At 69.7% G+C, this 18,080-nt stretch carries 16 protein-coding genes; 1 reads left to right on the forward strand and 15 read right to left on the reverse strand.

Features of this window, described 5'->3' with window-relative positions; all coding sequences use genetic code 11:
- Positions 1–9: 9 nt before the first annotated feature.
- The 6 genes from carB to pyrR all read right to left on the reverse strand — a co-directional run bounded on the left by carB (position 10) and on the right by pyrR (position 7,964).
- The gene (carB, locus tag OO70_RS41545; RefSeq protein WP_043683941.1) at positions 10–3,318 is read right to left on the reverse strand and encodes a carbamoyl-phosphate synthase large subunit; all 3,309 of its coding nucleotides are present in this window, start codon (positions 3,316–3,318) and stop codon (positions 10–12) included.
- Positions 3,311–4,468, reverse strand: coding sequence for a glutamine-hydrolyzing carbamoyl-phosphate synthase small subunit (gene carA / locus OO70_RS41550; RefSeq protein WP_043683943.1), 1,158 nt, complete (start codon positions 4,466–4,468; stop codon positions 3,311–3,313). Before carA ends, carB begins: the two co-directional genes overlap by 8 nt.
- On the reverse strand, positions 4,465–5,049 hold the full coding sequence (locus tag OO70_RS41555; protein ID WP_043683944.1) for a PH-like domain-containing protein: 585 nt from the start codon (positions 5,047–5,049) through the stop codon (positions 4,465–4,467). The genes carA and OO70_RS41555 overlap by 4 nt, the downstream gene beginning before the upstream one ends.
- Positions 5,046–6,332, reverse strand: a complete 1,287-nt coding sequence (locus OO70_RS41560; RefSeq protein WP_043683946.1) for a dihydroorotase — start codon at positions 6,330–6,332, stop codon at positions 5,046–5,048. The genes OO70_RS41555 and OO70_RS41560 overlap by 4 nt, the downstream gene beginning before the upstream one ends.
- A gap of 5 nt (positions 6,333–6,337) precedes the next feature.
- Positions 6,338–7,315 carry an aspartate carbamoyltransferase catalytic subunit gene (locus OO70_RS41565; protein WP_043683948.1) on the reverse strand — a complete coding sequence of 326 codons (978 nt, stop codon included), beginning with the start codon at positions 7,313–7,315 and terminating at the stop codon, positions 6,338–6,340.
- 85 nt (positions 7,316–7,400) lie between these two features.
- Positions 7,401–7,964: a bifunctional pyr operon transcriptional regulator/uracil phosphoribosyltransferase PyrR gene (pyrR, locus tag OO70_RS41570; protein ID WP_019066396.1), complete on the reverse strand. Its 564-nt coding sequence runs from the start codon at positions 7,962–7,964 to the stop codon at positions 7,401–7,403.
- Positions 7,965–8,217: 253 nt separating this feature from the next.
- Here pyrR and bldD point away from each other — a divergent pair, with 253 nt between their 5' ends.
- On the forward strand, positions 8,218–8,718 hold the full coding sequence (gene bldD, locus OO70_RS41575) for a transcriptional regulator BldD (RefSeq protein WP_019059743.1): 501 nt from the start codon (positions 8,218–8,220) through the stop codon (positions 8,716–8,718).
- Between the two features lie 202 nt (positions 8,719–8,920).
- Here the strand turns inward: bldD and nusB are convergent, their stop codons facing one another.
- From nusB to mltG, 9 genes are all read right to left on the reverse strand, one after another.
- Positions 8,921–9,355: a transcription antitermination factor NusB gene (gene nusB / locus OO70_RS41580; RefSeq protein WP_043683949.1), complete on the reverse strand. Its 435-nt coding sequence runs from the start codon at positions 9,353–9,355 to the stop codon at positions 8,921–8,923.
- A 2-nt stretch (positions 9,356–9,357) separates the two neighbouring features.
- Positions 9,358–9,924, reverse strand: coding sequence for an elongation factor P (gene efp / locus OO70_RS41585; RefSeq protein WP_043683951.1), 567 nt, complete (start codon positions 9,922–9,924; stop codon positions 9,358–9,360).
- Positions 9,925–9,974: 50 nt separating this feature from the next.
- Positions 9,975–11,087 carry an aminopeptidase P family protein gene (locus tag OO70_RS41590; protein WP_043683952.1) on the reverse strand — a complete coding sequence of 371 codons (1,113 nt, stop codon included), beginning with the start codon at positions 11,085–11,087 and terminating at the stop codon, positions 9,975–9,977.
- Between the two features lie 138 nt (positions 11,088–11,225).
- Complete coding sequence (locus OO70_RS41595; RefSeq protein ID WP_063749774.1) at positions 11,226–12,056, reverse strand: Pro-rich N-terminal domain-containing protein; 831 nt, start codon at positions 12,054–12,056, stop codon at positions 11,226–11,228.
- A 164-nt stretch (positions 12,057–12,220) separates the two neighbouring features.
- The gene (gene aroB, locus OO70_RS41600) at positions 12,221–13,312 is read right to left on the reverse strand and encodes a 3-dehydroquinate synthase (protein WP_043683955.1); all 1,092 of its coding nucleotides are present in this window, start codon (positions 13,310–13,312) and stop codon (positions 12,221–12,223) included.
- Entirely contained in the window at positions 13,309–13,827 is a 519-nt protein-coding gene (locus OO70_RS41605; protein ID WP_043683957.1) for a shikimate kinase, read from the reverse strand. Before OO70_RS41605 ends, aroB begins: the two co-directional genes overlap by 4 nt.
- Entirely contained in the window at positions 13,824–15,008 is a 1,185-nt protein-coding gene (gene aroC, locus OO70_RS41610) for a chorismate synthase (RefSeq protein ID WP_043683958.1), read from the reverse strand. The genes OO70_RS41605 and aroC overlap by 4 nt, the downstream gene beginning before the upstream one ends.
- 456 nt (positions 15,009–15,464) lie before the next feature.
- The gene (locus OO70_RS41615) at positions 15,465–16,304 is read right to left on the reverse strand and encodes a shikimate dehydrogenase (protein WP_043683960.1); all 840 of its coding nucleotides are present in this window, start codon (positions 16,302–16,304) and stop codon (positions 15,465–15,467) included.
- Positions 16,285–18,063, reverse strand: a complete 1,779-nt coding sequence (mltG, locus tag OO70_RS41620; RefSeq protein WP_043683961.1) for an endolytic transglycosylase MltG — start codon at positions 18,061–18,063, stop codon at positions 16,285–16,287. The genes OO70_RS41615 and mltG overlap by 20 nt, the downstream gene beginning before the upstream one ends.
- Positions 18,064–18,080 lie beyond the last annotated feature (17 nt).

Consider the following 18,080-nt stretch of genomic DNA (forward strand, 5'->3'; position numbering starts at 1 on the left):
CTTCGGCTGCTAGTCGCGGGCCGCGGTCAGGTGCTGGGCGTGTTCCTGGAGTGAACGCACGCCCACGTCACCGTGGTTGAGGGCGTCGATGCCCTGGACGGCGGCGGCGAGCGCCTGGACCGTCGTCAGGCAGGGCACGGACCGCGCCACGGCCGCCGTACGGATCTCGTAGCCGTCGAGGCGGCCGCCGGTGCCGTAGGGCGTGTTGACGATGAGGTCGACCTCGCCGTCGTGGATGAGCTGGACGATGGTCTTCTCGCCGTTCGGGCCGACGCCCTCGGACTGCTTGCGGACGACCGTCGCGTTGAGGCCGTTGCGCCTGAGGACCTCGGCGGTGCCGGACGTGGCGAGCAACTCGAAGCCGTGGGCGACCAGTTCACGCGCCGGGAAGATCATCGAGCGCTTGTCGCGGTTGGCGACCGAGATGAACGCGCGGCCCTTCGTGGGCAGCGGGCCGTAGGCGCCCGCCTGGGACTTGGCGTACGCCGTGCCGAAGACGGAGTCGATGCCCATGACCTCGCCGGTGGAACGCATCTCCGGGCCCAGCACTGTGTCGACGCCACGGCCGTGGATGTCGCGGAAGCGCGACCACGGCATGACGGCCTCCTTGACGGAGATCGGCGCGTCCAGCGGGAGTTCGCCGCCGTCGCCGTGGGCCGGGAGCAGTCCCTCGGCACGGAGTTCGGCGACGGTCGCGCCCAGCGAGATGCGGGCGGCGGCCTTCGCAAGCGGTACCGCGGTCGCCTTCGAGGTGAAGGGGACCGTACGGGACGCGCGCGGGTTGGCCTCCAGGACGTAGAGGATGTCGCCGGCCATCGCGAACTGGATGTTGATCAGTCCGCGCACTCCAACGCCCTTGGCGATGGCCTCGGTTGAAGCCCGCAGCCGCTTGATGTCGAAGCCGCCCAGGGTGATCGGGGGCAGGGCGCAGGCCGAGTCGCCGGAGTGGATGCCGGCCTCCTCGATGTGCTCCATGACACCGCCGAGGTAGAGCTCCTGGCCGTCGTAGAGCGCGTCGACGTCGATCTCGATCGCGTCGTCCAGGAAGCGGTCGACCAGGACCGGCCGGGAAGGGCTGATCTCGGTCGACTCGGCGATGTACGACTCCAGGCGGGTCTCGTCGTAGACGATCTCCATGCCACGTCCGCCGAGGACGTAGGAGGGGCGGACGAGCACCGGGTAGCCGATCTCGTCGGCGATGGCCTTGGCGCCCACGAAGGTGGTCGCGGTGCCGTGCTTCGGCGCCGGGAGGCCCGCCTCCGCGAGGACCTGGCCGAAGGCGCCGCGGTCCTCGGCGGCGTGGATCGCCTCGGGGGGCGTGCCCACGATCGGCACGCCGTTGTCCTTCAGTGCCTGCGCCAGGCCCAGCGGGGTCTGGCCGCCGAGTTGCACGATCACACCCGCGATCGGACCGGCCAGGGACTCCGCGTGGACGATCTCCAGCACGTCCTCGAGCGTCAGCGGCTCGAAGTACAGGCGGTCGGAGGTGTCGTAGTCCGTGGAGACGGTCTCGGGGTTGCAGTTGACCATCACGGTCTCGTAGCCGGCGTCGCTGAGCGCGAAGGAGGCGTGGACGCAGGAGTAGTCGAACTCGATGCCCTGGCCGATGCGGTTGGGGCCCGACCCCAGGATGATGACCGCGGGCTTCTCGCGCGGGGCGACCTCGTTCTCCTCGTCGTAGGACGAGTAGAAGTACGGCGTCTTCGCGGCGAACTCGGCGGCGCAGGTGTCGACCGTCTTGTAGACCGGGCGGATGCCCAGCGCGTGCCGGACCTCGCGGACGACGTCCTCGCGCAGCCCGCGGATCTCACCGATCTGCTGGTCGGAGAAGCCGTGCCGCTTGGCCTCGGCGAGCAGCTCCGGGTCCAGCTTGTCGGCGGCGGCCAGCTCGTCCGCGATCTCCTTGATCAGGAAGAGCTGGTCGACGAACCAGGGGTCGATCTTCGTGTACTCGAAGACCTCCTCCTGGGTGGCGCCCGCGCGGATGGCCTGCATGACGGTGTTGATCCGACCGTCGGTGGGCCGTACGGCCTCTTCGAGGAGCTGGGTCTTGTCGCCGGGGTCGCCGACGAACGTGAACTGGCTGCCCTTTTTCTCCAGGGAGCGCAGCGCCTTCTGGAAGGCCTCGGTGAAGTTGCGGCCGATGGCCATGGCCTCGCCGACCGACTTCATGGTGGTCGTCAGGGTGGAGTCGGCGCTCGGGAACTTCTCGAAGGCGAAACGCGGGGCCTTCACGACCACGTAGTCGAGGGTCGGCTCGAAGGAGGCCGGGGTCTCGCGCGTGATGTCGTTCGGGATCTCGTCGAGGGTGTAGCCGACGGCCAGCTTCGCGGCGATCTTGGCGATCGGGAAGCCGGTCGCCTTGGAGGCGAGAGCCGAGGAGCGGGACACGCGCGGGTTCATCTCGATGACGATCACCCGGCCGTCGACCGGGTCGATCGCGAACTGGATGTTGCAGCCGCCGGTGTCGACGCCGACCTCGCGGATGATCGCGATGCCGATGTCACGGAGGGTCTGGTACTCGCGGTCGGTCAGTGTCATCGCGGGCGCGACGGTGATCGAGTCGCCGGTGTGCACACCCATGGGGTCGAAGTTCTCGATGGAGCAGACGACCACGACGTTGTCGTTCTTGTCGCGCATCAGCTCCAGCTCGTACTCCTTCCAGCCGAGGATGGACTCCTCCAGGAGGACCTCGGTGGTCGGCGAGAGGGTCAGGCCCTGGCCGGCGATGCGGCGCAGCTCCTCCTCGTCGTGCGCGAAGCCGGAGCCCGCGCCGCCCATGGTGAAGGAGGGGCGGACGACGACCGGGTAGCCGCCGAGCGTCTCGACGCCGGCGATCACGTCGTCCATGGAGTGGCAGATCACCGAGCGGGCCGACTCGCCGTGCCCGATCTTCTGGCGCACGGCCTCGACGACGCCCTTGAAGAGGTCGCGGTCCTCACCCTTGTTGATGGCCTCGACATTGGCGCCAATCAGCTCGACGCCGTACTTCTCCAGCGTGCCCGCCGCGTGCAGCGAGATCGCGGTGTTGAGCGCCGTCTGGCCGCCCAGGGTCGGCAGAAGAGCGTCCGGCCGCTCCTTGGCGATGATCTTCTCGACGAAGTCCGGGGTGATCGGCTCGACATACGTGGCGTCGGCGATCTCCGGGTCGGTCATGATCGTCGCCGGGTTGGAGTTGACCAGGATGACGCGGAGGCCCTCGGCGCGCAGGATGCGGCAGGCCTGGGTGCCGGAGTAGTCGAACTCGGCGGCCTGACCGATGACGATCGGGCCGGAGCCGATGACCAGGACGGACTGGATATCGGAGCGCTTAGGCACGCTGGCCCTCCATGAGAACTGTGTCCATCAAAGACGTGAAGCGGTCGAACAGGTAGGCGGCGTCGTGCGGGCCCGCTGCCGCTTCGGGGTGGTACTGAACGCTGAACGCCGGCCGGTCCAGGAGCCGGAGCCCCTCGACGACCTGGTCGTTCAGGCAGACGTGCGAGACCTCGGCGCGGCCGTAGGGCGTCTCGGAGACCTTGTCGAGGGGCGCGTCGACGGCGAAGCCGTGGTTGTGCGCGGTGACCTCGACCTTGCCCGTCGTACGGTCCTGCACCGGCTGGTTGATGCCCCGGTGGCCGTACTTCAGCTTGTACGTGCCGAAGCCGAGCGCGCGGCCCAGGATCTGGTTGCCGAAGCAGATGCCGAACAGCGGGGTGCCGCGGTCCAGGACGGCCTGCATGACGGCGACCGGGTGGTCGGCGGTGGCGGGGTCGCCGGGTCCGTTGGAGAAGAAGACCCCGTCGGGCTGGACGGCATAGACGTCCTCGACGGTCGCCGTGGCCGGGAGCACGTGCACCTCGATGCCGCGCTCGGCCATGCGGTGCGGGGTCATGCCCTTGATGCCCAGGTCGACGGCGGCGACGGTGTACTTCTTCTCGCCGATCGCGGGGACGACGTACGTCTCCTTGGTGGCGACCTCGGCGGAGAGGTCGGCGCCCGCCATCTCGGGGGCCTGGCGCACCTCGGCCAGCATGGTCCCGTCGTCGGGCAGCGCGTTGCCGGAGAAGATGCCGACGCGCATGGCGCCGCGCTCGCGCAGATGACGGGTCAACGCGCGCGTGTCGATGCCGGAGATCCCGACGACACCCTGGTTGCGCAGCTCCTCGTCCAGGGAGCGGCGGGAGCGCCAGTTGGACGGCACGCGCGCGGGGTCACGCACCACGTAACCGGCGACCCAGATGCGGGCCGACTCGGGGTCCTCGTCGTTCACGCCGGTGTTGCCCACGTGCGGGGCGGTCATCACGACGACCTGGCGGTGGTACGACGGGTCGGTCAGGGTCTCCTGGTAGCCGGTCATGCCGGTGGAGAACACGGCCTCGCCGAAGGTCACCCCCACGGACCCGTAGGCACGGCCGCGGAAGATCCGGCCGTCCTCCAGGACGAGTACGGCGGGAACCTTGGCGGCTCCCCTGGTGGAGGTGGTCATCGTGCGCCTTCCGTGTCGGTCGTTTCGAGACTCTTGTTGATCATGCAGTTCAGGGTGTCGACCCACTCGGTGTGCTCGGCCGCGTGGTCGGACCGGAACCCGGAGTCGATCAGCCGGTCGCCGTGCGCCCACGTCACGATCAGCAGGCCGCCCTCGCTGAGGACCTTCCCGGCGATGCCCTTGCCGAGCAGGGCCTCGCGCAGCGCCTCGGCCGGGACGAAGAAGTCGGTGGCTCCCGGTCGTACGACATCCAGGCCGGCCTCCGTCAGGGTCAGCTCGACCCGGCTGCGGGTGCCAAGGCCGTGCGCCACAATGCGGTCGAGCCACTGCCCGGCGGTGGTGGAGCCGTGGTAGCGGCCGCTCATCGTCAGTTTCACCTCGCCGGGCTCTTCCGGCGACGTGGGCAGCTCGGGCAGGTCACCCTGGAGCGTGCCGCGCCACTTCCAGCCCTCGCGCATCAGCCAGTAGACGAGCGCGACGAACAGGGCCAGGCCGACGACCCAGCCGATACGGGCCGACCAGTCGGTCACCGGGGCGGACTTCTCCCCGGCCGCGAGGTGGGTCAGTTGCAGAGGTGTCACGTGAGCTTCCCGTCGACGAGCGTGGCCTTGCCCCGGAGCCAGGTGCGCGTCACACGGCCCGGCAGCTCACGCCCCTCGTACGGGGTGTTGCGACTGCGCGAAGCGAAGCCCGCGGGGTCCACCGACCCACGGTATTCCGTGTCGACGAGCGTGAGGTTGGCGGGCTCACCAGCCGAGACGGGACGGCCGTGGCCTGCCGCCCGCCCGATCTCGGCGGGCTTGGCGGACATGCGCTCGGCGACCCCGGCCCAGGTGAGGAGCCCGGTGTCCACCATGGTCTCCTGCACCACTGACAACGCGGTCTCCAGGCCGACCATCCCCATGGCGGCGGCGGCCCACTCGCAGTCCTTGTCCTCGTGCGGGTGCGGTGCGTGGTCGGTGGCGACGATGTCGATCGTGCCGTCGGCAAGCGCCTCGCGCAGGGCCAGCACGTCCCGCTCGGTGCGCAGCGGCGGGTTGACCTTGAAGACGGGGTTGTAGGAGCGCACCAGCTCATCCGTGAGGAGGAGGTGGTGCGGGGTGACCTCGGCGGTGACGTCGATGCCCCGGGACTTGGCCCAGCGGACGATCTCGACGGACCCGGCGGTCGACAGGTGGCAGATGTGGACGCGGGAGCCGACGTGCTCGGCGAGCAGGACATCCCGGGCGATGATCGATTCTTCGGCCACCGCCGGCCAGCCCCCGAGCCCGAGTTCGGCGGAGACGACGCCCTCGTTCATCTGGGCGCCCTCGGTGAGGCGGGGCTCCTGCGCGTGCTGGGCGACGACTCCGCCGAAGGCCTTCACGTACTCCAGCGCCCGGCGCATGATCACCGCGTCGTCGACGCACTTGCCGTCGTCGGAGAAGACGGTGACCCCGGCGGCCGACTCGTGCATCGCGCCCAGCTCGGCGAGCTTCTTGCCCTCCAGGCCGACCGTGACGGCACCGATGGGCTGCACATCGCAGTACCCGTGCTCCTGGCCGAGCCGGTAGACCTGCTCGACGACACCGGCGGTGTCGGCGACCGGGAAGGTGTTGGCCATGGCGAACACGGCCGTGTAGCCACCGCTGGCGGCGGCACGGGTACCGGTCAGGACGGTCTCGGAGTCCTCGCGGCCGGGCTCGCGGAGATGGGTGTGCAGGTCGACAAGACCGGGGAGGAGGACCTTCCCCTCCGCCTCGACGACCTCGGCGCCCTCGGCACTCAGGCCGACGCCCACCGCCGCGATCTGCGAACCGTCGATCAGCACGTCCTGCGGCTCGCCGCCGAGGATCTTCGCACCACGGATCAGGATCTTGCTCATGTGACTTACTTCTCCTCGATGCGGGCGTGGCTGACGGCGGGTTCGTTGCCGCCCAGAAGCAGATAGAGCACGGCCATCCGGATGGACACTCCGTTTGCGACCTGCTCGACGACGGTGCAGCGGTCCGAGTCGGCGACCTCGGCGGTGATCTCCATGCCCCGGACCATCGGCCCCGGGTGCATCACGATGGCGTGCTCGGGCATCTTCGCCATCCGGTCGCCGTCGAGGCCGTAGCGCCGCGAGTACTCGCGCTCGGTCGGGAAGAACGCGGCGTTCATCCGCTCGCGCTGCACGCGCAGCAGCATCACCGCGTCGGACTTGGAGAGCGTGCTGTCGAGGTCGTACGAGACCTCGCAGGGCCAGGCCTCGACGCCGACCGGCACCAGGGTGGGCGGGGCGACGAGGGTGACCTCGGCGCCGAGGGTGTGCAGCAGGTCGACGTTCGAGCGGGCCACGCGGCTGTGCAGGATGTCGCCGACGAGGGTGATCCGCTTGCCGGCCAGGTCCTGCCCGAGCCCGGCGTCCCGGCCGACCAGGCGGCGGCGCATGGTGAACGCGTCGAGCAGGGCCTGCGTCGGGTGCTGGTGGGTGCCGTCACCGGCGTTGATGACTGCCGCGTCGATCCACCCGGAGGTGGCGAGCCGGTACGGCGCTCCGGAGGCACCGTGCCGGATGACGACCGCGTCGACGCCCATGGCCTCCAGGGTCTGCGCGGTGTCCTTCAGGGACTCGCCCTTGGAGACGCTCGACCCCTTGGCGGTGAAGTTGATGACGTCGGCGGAGAGGCGCTTCTCGGCGGCCTCGAAGGAGATACGCGTGCGCGTGGAGTCCTCGAAGAAGAGGTTGACCACGGTACGGCCGCGCAGGGTCGGCAGTTTCTTGATCGGCCGGTCGGCGACCCTGGCCATCTCCTCGGCGGTGTCGAGGATCAGGACGGCGTCGTCGCGGGTGAGGTCGGCGGCCGAGATGAGATGACGCTGCATCTGTCAGGCTCCGTAAGGCAGTTCAGGTCGGGAGAATTCGGACGTGCCGAGACGCGGCGTGCCACGGGGGCACGACGTGCGTCCGCTACGGGGTCTGCTTGGCGCCGAGCAGCACGGTGTCGCGACCGTCCTCCTCGGCGAGCTGGACCTTGACCGTCTCCCGCAACGACGTGGGGAGGTTCTTGCCGACGTAGTCGGCGCGGATGGGCAGTTCGCGGTGGCCTCTGTCGACCAGGACCGCGAGCTGCACCGCGCGGGGGCGCCCGATGTCGTTCAGGGCGTCGAGGGCGGCGCGGATGGTACGGCCGGAGAAGAGCACGTCGTCGACGAGGACGACGAGGCGGCCGTCGATGCCGTCACCGGGGATGTCGGTGCGGGCCAGCGCGCGCGGCGGGTGCATGCGCAGGTCGTCGCGGTACATGGTGATGTCGAGGGAGCCGACCGGGATCTTGCGGTCGGTGATCTCCTCGAGCTTGACGGCGAGCCGCTGGGCGAGGAAGACGCCCCGGGTCGGGATGCCGAGGAGCACCACGTCGTCGGCGCCCTTGGCGCGCTCGACGATCTCGTGGGCGATGCGGGTCAGGACCCGCGCGATGTCGGGGGCTTCGAGAACGGGCCGGGCATCGGACTCGTACTGCTGAGTGTCCATAAGAAACGGACCTCCTTCTCCGCCTCACGGGACGGACCTTAAAGGACGTCGGATTTGCGCCATCCACGGTAGCAGGCCGGGACGACGTCCCTGATCACCCCTATGGAGTAATCGGCCACCGCTGCCGCGGAAGTGCCGGTGCGGACCATTCGGCTTGACGCGGAAGTGTAACGCTGCGTAACCTCACAGTGAGTTACCAGCCGCGCGGCGCGGAAACACTGTTGCCGCGTCGACACAGTGTCCGGGGAGCTATATGTCCAGCGAATACGCCAAACAGCTCGGGGCCAAGCTCCGGGCCATCCGCACCCAGCAGGGCCTTTCCCTCCACGGTGTCGAGGAGAAGTCCCAGGGACGCTGGAAGGCGGTCGTGGTCGGGTCGTACGAGCGCGGAGACCGTGCCGTCACCGTGCAGCGCCTCGCCGAGCTGGCGGACTTCTACGGGGTTCCGGTGCAGGAGCTGCTGCCGGGCACCACGCCGGGCGGGGCCGCCGAGCCGCCGCCGAAGCTGGTCCTGGACCTGGAGCGGCTGGCCCACGTGCCCGCCGAGAAGGCCGGCCCGCTGCAGCGGTACGCGGCGACGATCCAGTCCCAGCGCGGTGACTACAACGGCAAGGTGCTCTCGATCCGCCAGGACGACCTGCGCACACTCGCCGTCATCTACGACCAGTCGCCCTCGGTCCTCACCGAGCAGCTGATCAGCTGGGGCGTGCTGGACGCGGACGCGCGTCGCGCGGTCTCCCACGAGGAGAACTGAGCCGCTCCCCGTCTCAGCAGAAACGTGCCGCCGGGGTGGCCGGAACTTCACTGTTCCGGCCACCCCGGCGGCTTTCTGCGGCCCTCAGAGGCCTCTTGGGTACACGGACGCCGGAGGGCCCGCAGCGGTCGCGCTGCGGGCCCTCCGGCGTTTTCCGGACTGACCGGACTGACTGGTCCTGCTCCGGGCTGACTCGTACCGCTTACGCCTCGTCCCGGCGCAGCGACGGCTTCAGGTCCTTGAAACGGCCCAGCAGGCCGTTGACGAACGAGGGCGACTCGTCCGTGGAGAACTCCTTCGCCAGCTGCACCATCTCGTCGAGGACGACGGCGTCCGGGGTCTCGTCGGCCCAGATCAGCTCATAGGCGCCGAGGCGCAGGATGTTGCGGTCCACCACGGGCATGCGGTCGAGCGTCCAGCCGACCGAGTACTGCGCGATCAGCTCGTCGATGCGGCGCGCGTGCTGCGCGTACCCCTCGACCAGCTCCATCGTGTACTCGCTGACCGGCGGCTGCCGGGTGTCGTCCCGGGAGAGCCGGATCCAGTCCGCGAGGACCGTGGTGACGCCGACTCCGCGCTGGTCGCCCTCGAAGAGGATCTGGAAGGCGCGCTTGCGGGCCGTATTGCGGGCAGCCACGGTTAGCTGTTCACCCGGCCGAGGTAGTCGCTCGAGCGGGTGTCGACCTTGATCTTCTCACCGGTGGTGATGAAGAGCGGGACCTGGATCTGGTAACCGGTCTCCAGGGTGGCGGGCTTGGTGCCACCGGTGGAGCGGTCGCCCTGGACGCCGGGCTCGGTCTCCTGGATGGTCAGCTCGACGGCGGCCGGCAGCTCCACGAAGAGCACCTCGCCCTCGTGCTGCGCGACCGTGGCGGTGAAGCCCTCGATCAGGAAGTTGGCGGCGTCGCCGACGGCCTTGCGGTCGACCATGAGCTGGTCGTAGGTCTCCATGTCCATGAAGACGAAGTACTCGCCGTCCATGTACGAGAACTGCATGTCGCGCTTGTCGACAGTGGCCGTCTCGACCTTGACGCCGGCGTTGAACGTCTTGTCGACGACCTTGCCGGAGAGCACGTTCTTGAGCTTGGTGCGCACGAAGGCAGGGCCCTTGCCGGGCTTGACGTGCTGGAACTCGACGACGGACCAGAGCTGGCCCCCGTCGAGCTTGAGCACCAGGCCGTTCTTGAGGTCGTTCGTGGAAGCCACGGTTGCGGAATCTCCTGGACTGACGTGGACGACCCCGGGGCACGCGCAAGCTAGAGCGCGAGCAGTTCCTTGGTCGTGATGGTGAGTAGCTCGGGTCCGCCGTCCGCCTCAGGGCGTACGACGAGCGTGTCATCGATCCGGACACCGCCCCGGCCCGGGAGGTGAACCCCCGGTTCGACGGTGACCGGCACGCAAGCGTCCAGTTTACCCATGGCCGCGGGGGCCAGCTGCGGCTCCTCGTCGATTTCGAGCCCGACACCGTGGCCGGTGAGGGCTGCGAGGCCCTCCGAGTACCCCGCGGAGTCCAGTACCTGGCGGGCCGCGCGGTCCACATCCCGGTAGGCGGCACCGGGCGCCAAGGACTCCCGCGCGGCCCTCTGGGCGGCGAAGACGAGGTCGTACAGCTCGATCTGCCAGTCCGCCGGCGAGGTGCCGATGACGAACGTACGGCCGATCTCACAACGGTATCCGCGATAGGTGGCACCGAGGCAGACAGAAAGGAAATCTCCCTCCTCGACCCGGCGGTCGGTCGGCCGGTGGCCGCGTCTGCCGGAGTGCGGGCCGGTGGCGACGGAGGTGGCGAAGGCCGGTCCGTCGGCGCCGTGGTCGACGAGGCGCCGCTCCAGTTCGAGCGCGAGATGGCGTTCGGTGCGGCCGACGAGGATCGACTCCAGCAGCTCTCCGAGGGCCTGGTCGGCGATCTCGGCGCCGATTCTCAGACAGGAGATCTCCTCCTCGTCCTTGACGACCCGCAGCTGCTCGACCGCGCCGCCGATGTCGGTGAGGCGGAGCGTCGGGGCGACCGAGCGGAGGGCTCGGTGGCGGGTCACGGTGAGGTGGTGTTCTTCTACGGCCATGGATTCGGCGCCGGTCGCTGACGCGAGGTCTGCGGCGGCTACGGCGGGGTCGCCGTCCGGGGTGGAGAGTGCGTGGATGCGGAGGGTCTCGTCGGGGCGGCCCTCGCCTCCGGCGGGGCGCTCGTCGAGGGGGCCGGTGCAGACCAGCATGTCCTCACGCTTGCCCAGCAGCAGGACGGTGCCGTGCGGGGCGGGGCCGGCCAAGTAGCGCACGTTGGCCGGGCTGGTGACCAGGGTGGATTGGCTGCCGCCGGCTTGGGCGCGTTCCCTGAGCCTGGCTCGGCGTGCTGCGTGGACCTCTGACATGAGATGAGCGTAGGAGCGGTGGCTGGAATGTGCTGGTTGGGAGAGTGCCGTTCGGGGGACGGGGCGGGCTCGAAGGTTGTGTGCCGGGTGCGGGCCGGTGGGGGTTGAGCGCGCAGTTCCCCGCGCCCCTAAAAGCCGTTACCAGCTCGGGGGGCTTGCTATCGAGCGGGCCAGGACGTCGTTCAGGACCTGGGCCGTTTGCTGGACGTCCATCTGGGAGTTGTCGATGATCGGGAGGCCTGAGCCGTACCAGCCGGCCATGCGGCCGTGGATGCGGGCCACCTCTTCGTCGGTGAGGCGGCGGTTGCCGGAGCGTTCGGCGTTGCGTTCCAGGACTATTTCCAGGCCGGGCAACAGGACCACTGGGAGGAGGCCGGGGCCCACGTGGCGCTTCCAGCCGCCGAGGCCTACGACCGGGCGGTCGGGGAAGACCGCGTCGTCGAGGATGCAGGAGATGCCGTTGGCGAGGAAGTTGCGGGCGGCGAAGCCGCAGGTGCGGCGGGCCAGGCGGTACTGGGCCTCGGAGTGGTCGTTCCAGCCCGACTGGGGGTCGGCGAAGCCCGAGCGGACCCATTCGCGTACGTCGTCGAGGCTGATGTGGGCGGTGGGGACCCGGCGGTGGTCCGCCCAGTACTTGGCGACGCTCGTCTTGCCCGCGCCGGCCGGGCCGATGAGCAGCACCGCGAGGGTCGTGGAGGTCGGGTCGGAGGCTGCCGTGGCCGGTGGGGCGCTGGGCATGGGTACGGGGCCGCCCGGCGGCAGTTGGACGTGCCCTGTGGTGTCCGGGGCGTGGCGCGGGACCGTGTGCGGCACCGGTGGGGTGGGCGCGAAGCCCGGGGCCGGTGGTGGCACAGGGGGCGGACCCGGATGGTGCGGGCCCGGGTGTTGTCCGGTCGGCATCCAACCGGTGGCCGGTCCCTGCCCCGGCTGGTGGGGCGGCGGCAGCGGAGACCCCACTGCGTGCTGCATCCGGTGCCACTCCATCTCGTACAGGCGATTGGCGCTGGCAGCGGGCCCGAACCCCGCTCCGTACCGAACGGTACCTTCCCCGGCCGCCATTTGGTGAACGGCCGGGAAGGGGCCGAAGTGCCCATCCCCGTAAGGCAAATCGGAAGGAACGGGCTTCGCTGGACTTACACGCCCACTTCGCCGTACGCGGCGAGGAGGACGGCCGGGTCGGGGCCCTCCAGGACCGTCGGCTTGGCGAGGCCGTCGAGGACGATGAAGCGGAGCAGGTCGCCGCGGGACTTCTTGTCGACCTTCATGGTCTCCAGCAGCTTGGGCCACTGGTCGTAGCGGTAGCTGAGCGGGAGGCCGACCGATTCGAGGACCGTCCGGTGGCGGTCGGCCGTCGCGTCGTCCAACCGGCCCGCGAGACGGCCCAGTTCGGCCGCGAAGTGCATGCCTACGGCCACTGCGGCGCCGTGCCGCCACTTGTAGCGCTCGTTCTTCTCGATGGCGTGCGCGAGGGTGTGGCCGTAGTTCAGGATCTCGCGCAGGCCCGACTCCTTGAGGTCGGCCGAGACGACCTCGGCCTTGACCTTGATGGAGCGTTCGATCAGCTCGGCGGTGTGCGGTCCTGCCGGGGTGCGCGCGGCCTGTGGGTCGGACTCGATGAGGTCGAGGATCACCGGGTCGGCGATGAAGCCGGCCTTGATGATCTCGGCGAGTCCGGAGACGTAGTCGTTGACCGGGAGGGAGTCCAGCGCGGCCAGGTCGCAGAGCACGCCGGCCGGCGGGTGGAAGGAGCCGACGAGGTTCTTGCCCTCGGCGGTGTTGATGCCGGTCTTGCCGCCGACAGCCGCGTCGACCATGGCGAGCACGGTCGTCGGTACGGCGATCCAGCGGACCCCGCGCAGCCAGGTCGCGGCGACGAATCCGGCCAGGTCGGTGGTGGAGCCGCCGCCGACGCCGACGATGACGTCGGAGCGGGTGAAGCCGGACTGGCCCAGCGCCTTCCAGCAGTAGGCGGCGACCTCGGCGGTCTTGGCCTCCTCGGCGTTCGGCACCTGGATGGCGACGGCCTCGAAGCCCTGCCCGGCCAGGTCGGCGCGCAGCGCCTCGCCGGTCTCGTCGAGCGCCTCGGGGTGGATGACGGCGACCCGCTTGGCCCGGTCGCCGACCAACCCGCCGAGCTCGCCCAGGAGTTGACGGCCCACCAGGACCTCGTACGGGTCGCTGCCCGCCGTGCCGCCGACCTGGATCCGCGTCACTGACTCGCTCATGCTTCCTTCAACTCCAGTGCGTCCAGGACGGCTTGGGTGACGTCCTCGGGGGTGCGGCCGTCGGTGGGTACGACGGCCTGCGCGACCTCGGCGTACAAATGGCGCCTGGCTTCCATCAGTTCGCGCCACTGCTTGCGCGGGTTGATGGCGAGCAGCGGGCGGGCCGCGTTGAGGCCGGTGCGCTTGACCGCTTCGTCCACGTCCATGGAGAGGTAGACGACACGGTGTCCGGCGAGCAGCGCGCGCGTGTCCTCATCGAGGATCGAGCCGCCGCCGAGCGCGAGGACGCCGTCGTGCCCGGCGAGTGCCTGGTGCACGGCGCGCTTCTCGATCGCGCGGAAGACGGGCTCGCCCTCGTCGACGAAGATCTCCGCGATGGTGCGGCCCTCGGCGGCCACGATGTCGTCGTCGGTGTCCCGGTAGGCGACGCCGAGCCGCTCGGCCAGCTGCTGTCCGACCGTCGACTTGCCGACGCCCATCGGGCCGACCAGGACGACCAGTGGTGCAGCGCTCACCGGATGGCCAGGTTCTCGAGGTACGACCGCACGTTGCGGCGGGTCTCGGGCACGGAGTCGCCGCCGAACTTCTCGGCCACGGCGTCCGCGAGGACGAGGGCGACCATCGCCTCGGCGACGATGCCGGCGGCCGGGACCGCGGAGACGTCGGAGCGCTGGTGGTGGGCCTGCGTGGCCTCACCGGTGACGACATCGACGGTCTGCAGGGCTCGGGGCACGGTCGCGATCGGCTTCATCGCGGCACGCACGCGCAGCAGTTCACCCGTGGACAGCCCGCCCTCGGTACCACCGGAGCGCCCGGAGACGCGCCGAATACCCTCGTCGGTCTTCACGATCTCGTCGTGCGCCTGCGAACCGGGGACACGGGCGAGCTCGAAACCGTCACCGATCTCGACGCCCTTGATCGCCTGGATACCCATGAGGGCACCGGCCAGCCGGGCGTCCAGCTTGCGGTCCCAGTGCACATGCGAACCGAGGCCGACGGGAACGCCGTAGGCAAGGATCTCGACCACGCCACCGAGGGTGTCGCCGTCCTTGTGGGCCTGGTCGATCTCGGCGACCATCGCCTTCGAGGCGTCCGCGTCCAGGCAGCGCACCGGGTCGGCGTCGAGCTTCTCGACATCGGCCGGGGTGGGCAGGACACCCTGCGGGGCCTTCGCGGAGGCCAGTTCGACGACGTGCGAGACGATCTCAATACCGGCCGTCTCCTTGATGTACGACCGGGCCACCGCACCCAGCGCGACACGCGCCGCGGTCTCCCGCGCCGACGCACGCTCCAGGATCGGCCGGGCCTCGTCGAAGCCGTACTTCTGCATGCCGGCGAGGTCGGCGTGGCCGGGACGGGGGCGAGTCAGCGGGGCGTTGCGAGCCAACCCCGCGAGAATCTCCGGATCGACCGGGTCGGCCGCCATGACCTGCTCCCACTTGGGCCACTCGGTGTTGCCCACCATGATCGCGACCGGGGAACCGAGGGTGAGACCGTGCCGGACACCACCGAGGAAGGTGACCTCGTCGCGCTCGAACTTCATGCGCGCGCCGCGTCCATAACCGAGCCGGCGCCGGGCCAGGTGGTCCGCCACCATCTCCGTGGTGATCGGCACGCCGGCGGGAAGACCCTCCAGCGTCGCCACGAGTGCGGGACCGTGGGACTCCCCCGCGGTCAGCCAGCGCAACCTGCTCAACGGTGCTCCTCATGCTCGCGCCCTGGTACTGCTGCGTACGCGCGTCCTCGCGTACGGCGACGGCGAAACCGGGTGCGCGGCCCTGGCCCGCCGCCCCCGATCCTCCCACGTCCGGGGCGTACACCTGGCCTGCGGTCCAGAGAGCGGACGCGGCACGGGGGTGCGCGGGCGGCGGGCGCGGGCTTGGTGTGCCCTGCTGGGGCGGGGCAGGCACCCTTGCTGCGGCCGTACCGGGTCAAGGGCGGCGGTTCCGTCGGCGCGTCCTGGGCTGCCCTGCCAGGGCGGGATCAGCAGCCGACCCGGTCTCCTCGCACCACTCTGCCGCGACAGGGACAGGAGCTGGCCGGCACCCTCTCGGCGGCTCTGTTGGATCGAGGTCAGCGGCCCGTCGGTCTCCCACCGATCTACCGTTCAACAGTCAGCCGGCGCCCTCTCAGCCACCCCACCGCTTCCCCGTCAGCGCTCCGCCAGCGCCTTCTCGCCCGCCCTGCGCATCGCGTCCAGCGGTGCCGGGTGGAGGCCGGTCATCTGCTCGACTTGGAGCACGGCTTGGTGCACCAGCAGGTCGAGCCCGCTGACGACGGCCCCGCCGTAGCCGGACCAGCGGGCCGCGAGGTCCGTGGGCCAGGGGTCGTAGAGGACGTCGAAGAGAGTAGCGGGGCGTTCCGGTACGGCGGAGGAGAGGGCGTCCGTGGTGCCGGCGGGGGTGGTCGCGAAGACGAGGGGGGCGCGCAGGCCTTCCGCCGCGTCCGCCCAGTCCGCCGTACGGACCTCCACGTCGAGCCGCTCGCCCCATTGGCGCATCTCGGCGGCGCGGGCCTCACTTCGGACGTAGGCGACGACCTCGCCGGTGCAGATCCGGGAGAGGGCCGCGAGCGCGGAGGACGCCGTGGCGCCGGAGCCGAGGATGGCGGCCGAGTCGACCTGTTCGATGCCGTGTTCGCGCAACGCGGCGACCATGCCGGGGATGTCGGTGTTGTCGCCGACTAGTCGGCCGTCCTCCGCGAAGACGACCGTGTTGACCGCGTCCACCGACGCGGCGGTCTCGCTGATCTCGTCGAGCAGCGGTATCACCGCGCGCTTCAGCGGCATCGTCAGTGACAGCCCCGCCCACTCCGGTCCGAGTTCCTTGAAGAACTCCGGCAGTCCGGCCTCGTCGACGTCGAAGCGGTCGTACGACCAGGCGTCGAGGCCCAGCTCCCCGTATGCCGCGCGATGCAGCACCGGGGAGAGGGAGTGGGCGATGGGTGAACCGAGCACGGCGGCCCGGCGGGCGTCAGTTGCCCGAGGTGGCATTGAACTTGTCCTTGAGTGCCTGGAATTCGGCGTACGTCTTGGCGAATTCCGTCTTGTTCTCGCCGTCGGTCGCCACGAAGTAGATCCAGCCGTCGTGGGTCGGATTCAGTGCCGCCGCCAGAGCCTCGTCACCGGGGTTGTCGATGGGACCGGGCGGCAGGCCCTTCTGGGTGTAGGTGTTGTACGGGTCCTTGTTGCTGTTGATCTCGGACTCGCTGATGTGAATCTTGCTCTGACCCTTCAGGTAATTGAAGGTCGAGTCGAATTGCAGATACCGGTTCGTCTGGTCGTTCGTGGTCTTGAGACGGTTGTAGACGACCTCGGCCATCTTGCGGAAGTCCTCGTGCGTCTTGCCCTCGGCCTGGACGAGGCTCGCGACCGTGATGACCTGCAGCGGGCTTTCCAGGTTGAGCGCCTTGGCCTTCGCCTCGAGGTCGATCGCGTCGTATTTGTCATTGGCCTGGGCGACCATCTGCTTGAGGACCGTCTCGGGTTTCATGCCCTTGGCGGCGCCATAGGTGCCCGGGAAGAGGAAGCCCTCCAGCGGGTCCTTGATGTTCTTGTTGTCGTTCGCCCAGTCGGGCAGTCCGAGGCTCTTGTATTCCTTCTTGGCGACGGCCTTGGTGGTGCCGTCGGTAATCTGGAGTTTCTTGTCGATCGCCGCGTACACCTGGGCGCTTCGCCAGCCCGGGGCGACGATCAGATTGTCCTGGCTCTTGGGGTCGAGCATCAGCTTGACGGCGGCCGCGGCGGACATTTCCTTCTTCAGCAGAAAGACGCCGGCCTGGATCTTCTTCCCGTCCGGATTCTGGGACTGGGCGGCCACGAAGGCGTCCACGCTCTTGACGACGCCCGCTTCTTTCAGCTTCTGCCCGATATCCGATCCGAAGGCGCCCTTGGGAATGGTGACGCTCACCGAACCGGTGCCGTCGCCGGCGTAGTCCGGCGCCGAGCCGAAACGGTTCTGGTAGAACTGCCAGCCGAAATAGCCGACAGTGGCCAGGCCTCCGCCGAACACCATGACGACCACGAGGCAGGCACAGCCGGTGCGGCGCTTCTTCTCCTTGCCGCCTTTTCCTTTGCCGCCTTTGCCCCGCCGGTCACCGCGTCCGGTCCGGTCCCCCGCCTCGTCGTCGGCGTCGTCATCGTCGTCGCCACCGCCCGCGAAGAACGCGTGTTCGCCCTGATCGGGGCCCGGGTCCCAGTCGGTCTGCTCCGGCTCGGGTTCCGTACGGCGCTTGCTCGGCGGCTCCGGCGGCGGGAACGCGTCGGGCGTGCCGTAGAAATCGGGCTGCTGGTCGCCATAGGCCGCGGCCTGCTGTCCGTACGGGTCGCCGGGGTCCGCGGCGTACGGAACATGGGCATGCGTGTGGGTGCCGTCCCAGCCGCCCTGCTGGTACTGCTGCTGCTGATCGACGTACTGCTGATGACTCTGATCGGCGTACTGCTGCTGGTCCGCCCACTGCTGCTGGCCGGGGTACTGCTGGTCGGGGTACTGCTGCGGGTGGCCCTGCTCGTCGTAGACCTGGTACTGCTGCTGCGCCTGACCGTAATCGGCCTGCTGGCCATGGCCCCAGTCGCCGTACTGCTGCTGCGGCTGCTGCGGCTGCTGCGGCTGTTCCGGATAGTGCTGCGGCTGGCCGCCGTAGGAGGACTGCTGGCCCATCTCGGCCTGCTGTCCTTCCCATCCGACGTCCCCGAACAACGGGTCCTCCGGATGCCACGGTTCGGAGCCTGGGCCCCGGCCATACTCAGTCATCGATCCCCTAGAGCCGC

It is taken from the genome of Streptomyces xylophagus (assembly GCF_000716435.1).
Classification (GTDB): domain Bacteria; phylum Actinomycetota; class Actinomycetes; order Streptomycetales; family Streptomycetaceae; genus Streptomyces; species Streptomyces xylophagus.

Excerpts from the sequence above, each read along its gene's own strand:
- carA (WP_043683943.1), bottom strand. The coding sequence starts at position 4,468 with ATGACCACCTCCACCAGGGGAGCCGCCAAGGTTCCCGCCGTACTCGTC.
- OO70_RS41560 (WP_043683946.1), bottom strand. The coding sequence starts at position 6,332 with ATGAGCAAGATCCTGATCCGTGGTGCGAAGATCCTCGGCGGCGAGCCG.
- OO70_RS41565 (WP_043683948.1), bottom strand. The coding sequence starts at position 7,315 with ATGCAGCGTCATCTCATCTCGGCCGCCGACCTCACCCGCGACGACGCC.
- pyrR (WP_019066396.1), bottom strand. The coding sequence starts at position 7,964 with ATGGACACTCAGCAGTACGAGTCCGATGCCCGGCCCGTTCTCGAAGCC.
- bldD (WP_019059743.1), top strand. The coding sequence starts at position 8,218 with ATGTCCAGCGAATACGCCAAACAGCTCGGGGCCAAGCTCCGGGCCATC.
- OO70_RS41590 (WP_043683952.1), bottom strand. The coding sequence starts at position 11,087 with ATGTCAGAGGTCCACGCAGCACGCCGAGCCAGGCTCAGGGAACGCGCC.
- OO70_RS41595 (WP_063749774.1), bottom strand. The coding sequence starts at position 12,056 with ATGCAGCACGCAGTGGGGTCTCCGCTGCCGCCGCCCCACCAGCCGGGG.
- aroB (WP_043683955.1), bottom strand. The coding sequence starts at position 13,312 with ATGAGCGAGTCAGTGACGCGGATCCAGGTCGGCGGCACGGCGGGCAGC.
- OO70_RS41615 (WP_043683960.1), bottom strand. The coding sequence starts at position 16,304 with ATGCCACCTCGGGCAACTGACGCCCGCCGGGCCGCCGTGCTCGGTTCA.
- mltG (WP_043683961.1), bottom strand. The coding sequence starts at position 18,063 with ATGACTGAGTATGGCCGGGGCCCAGGCTCCGAACCGTGGCATCCGGAG.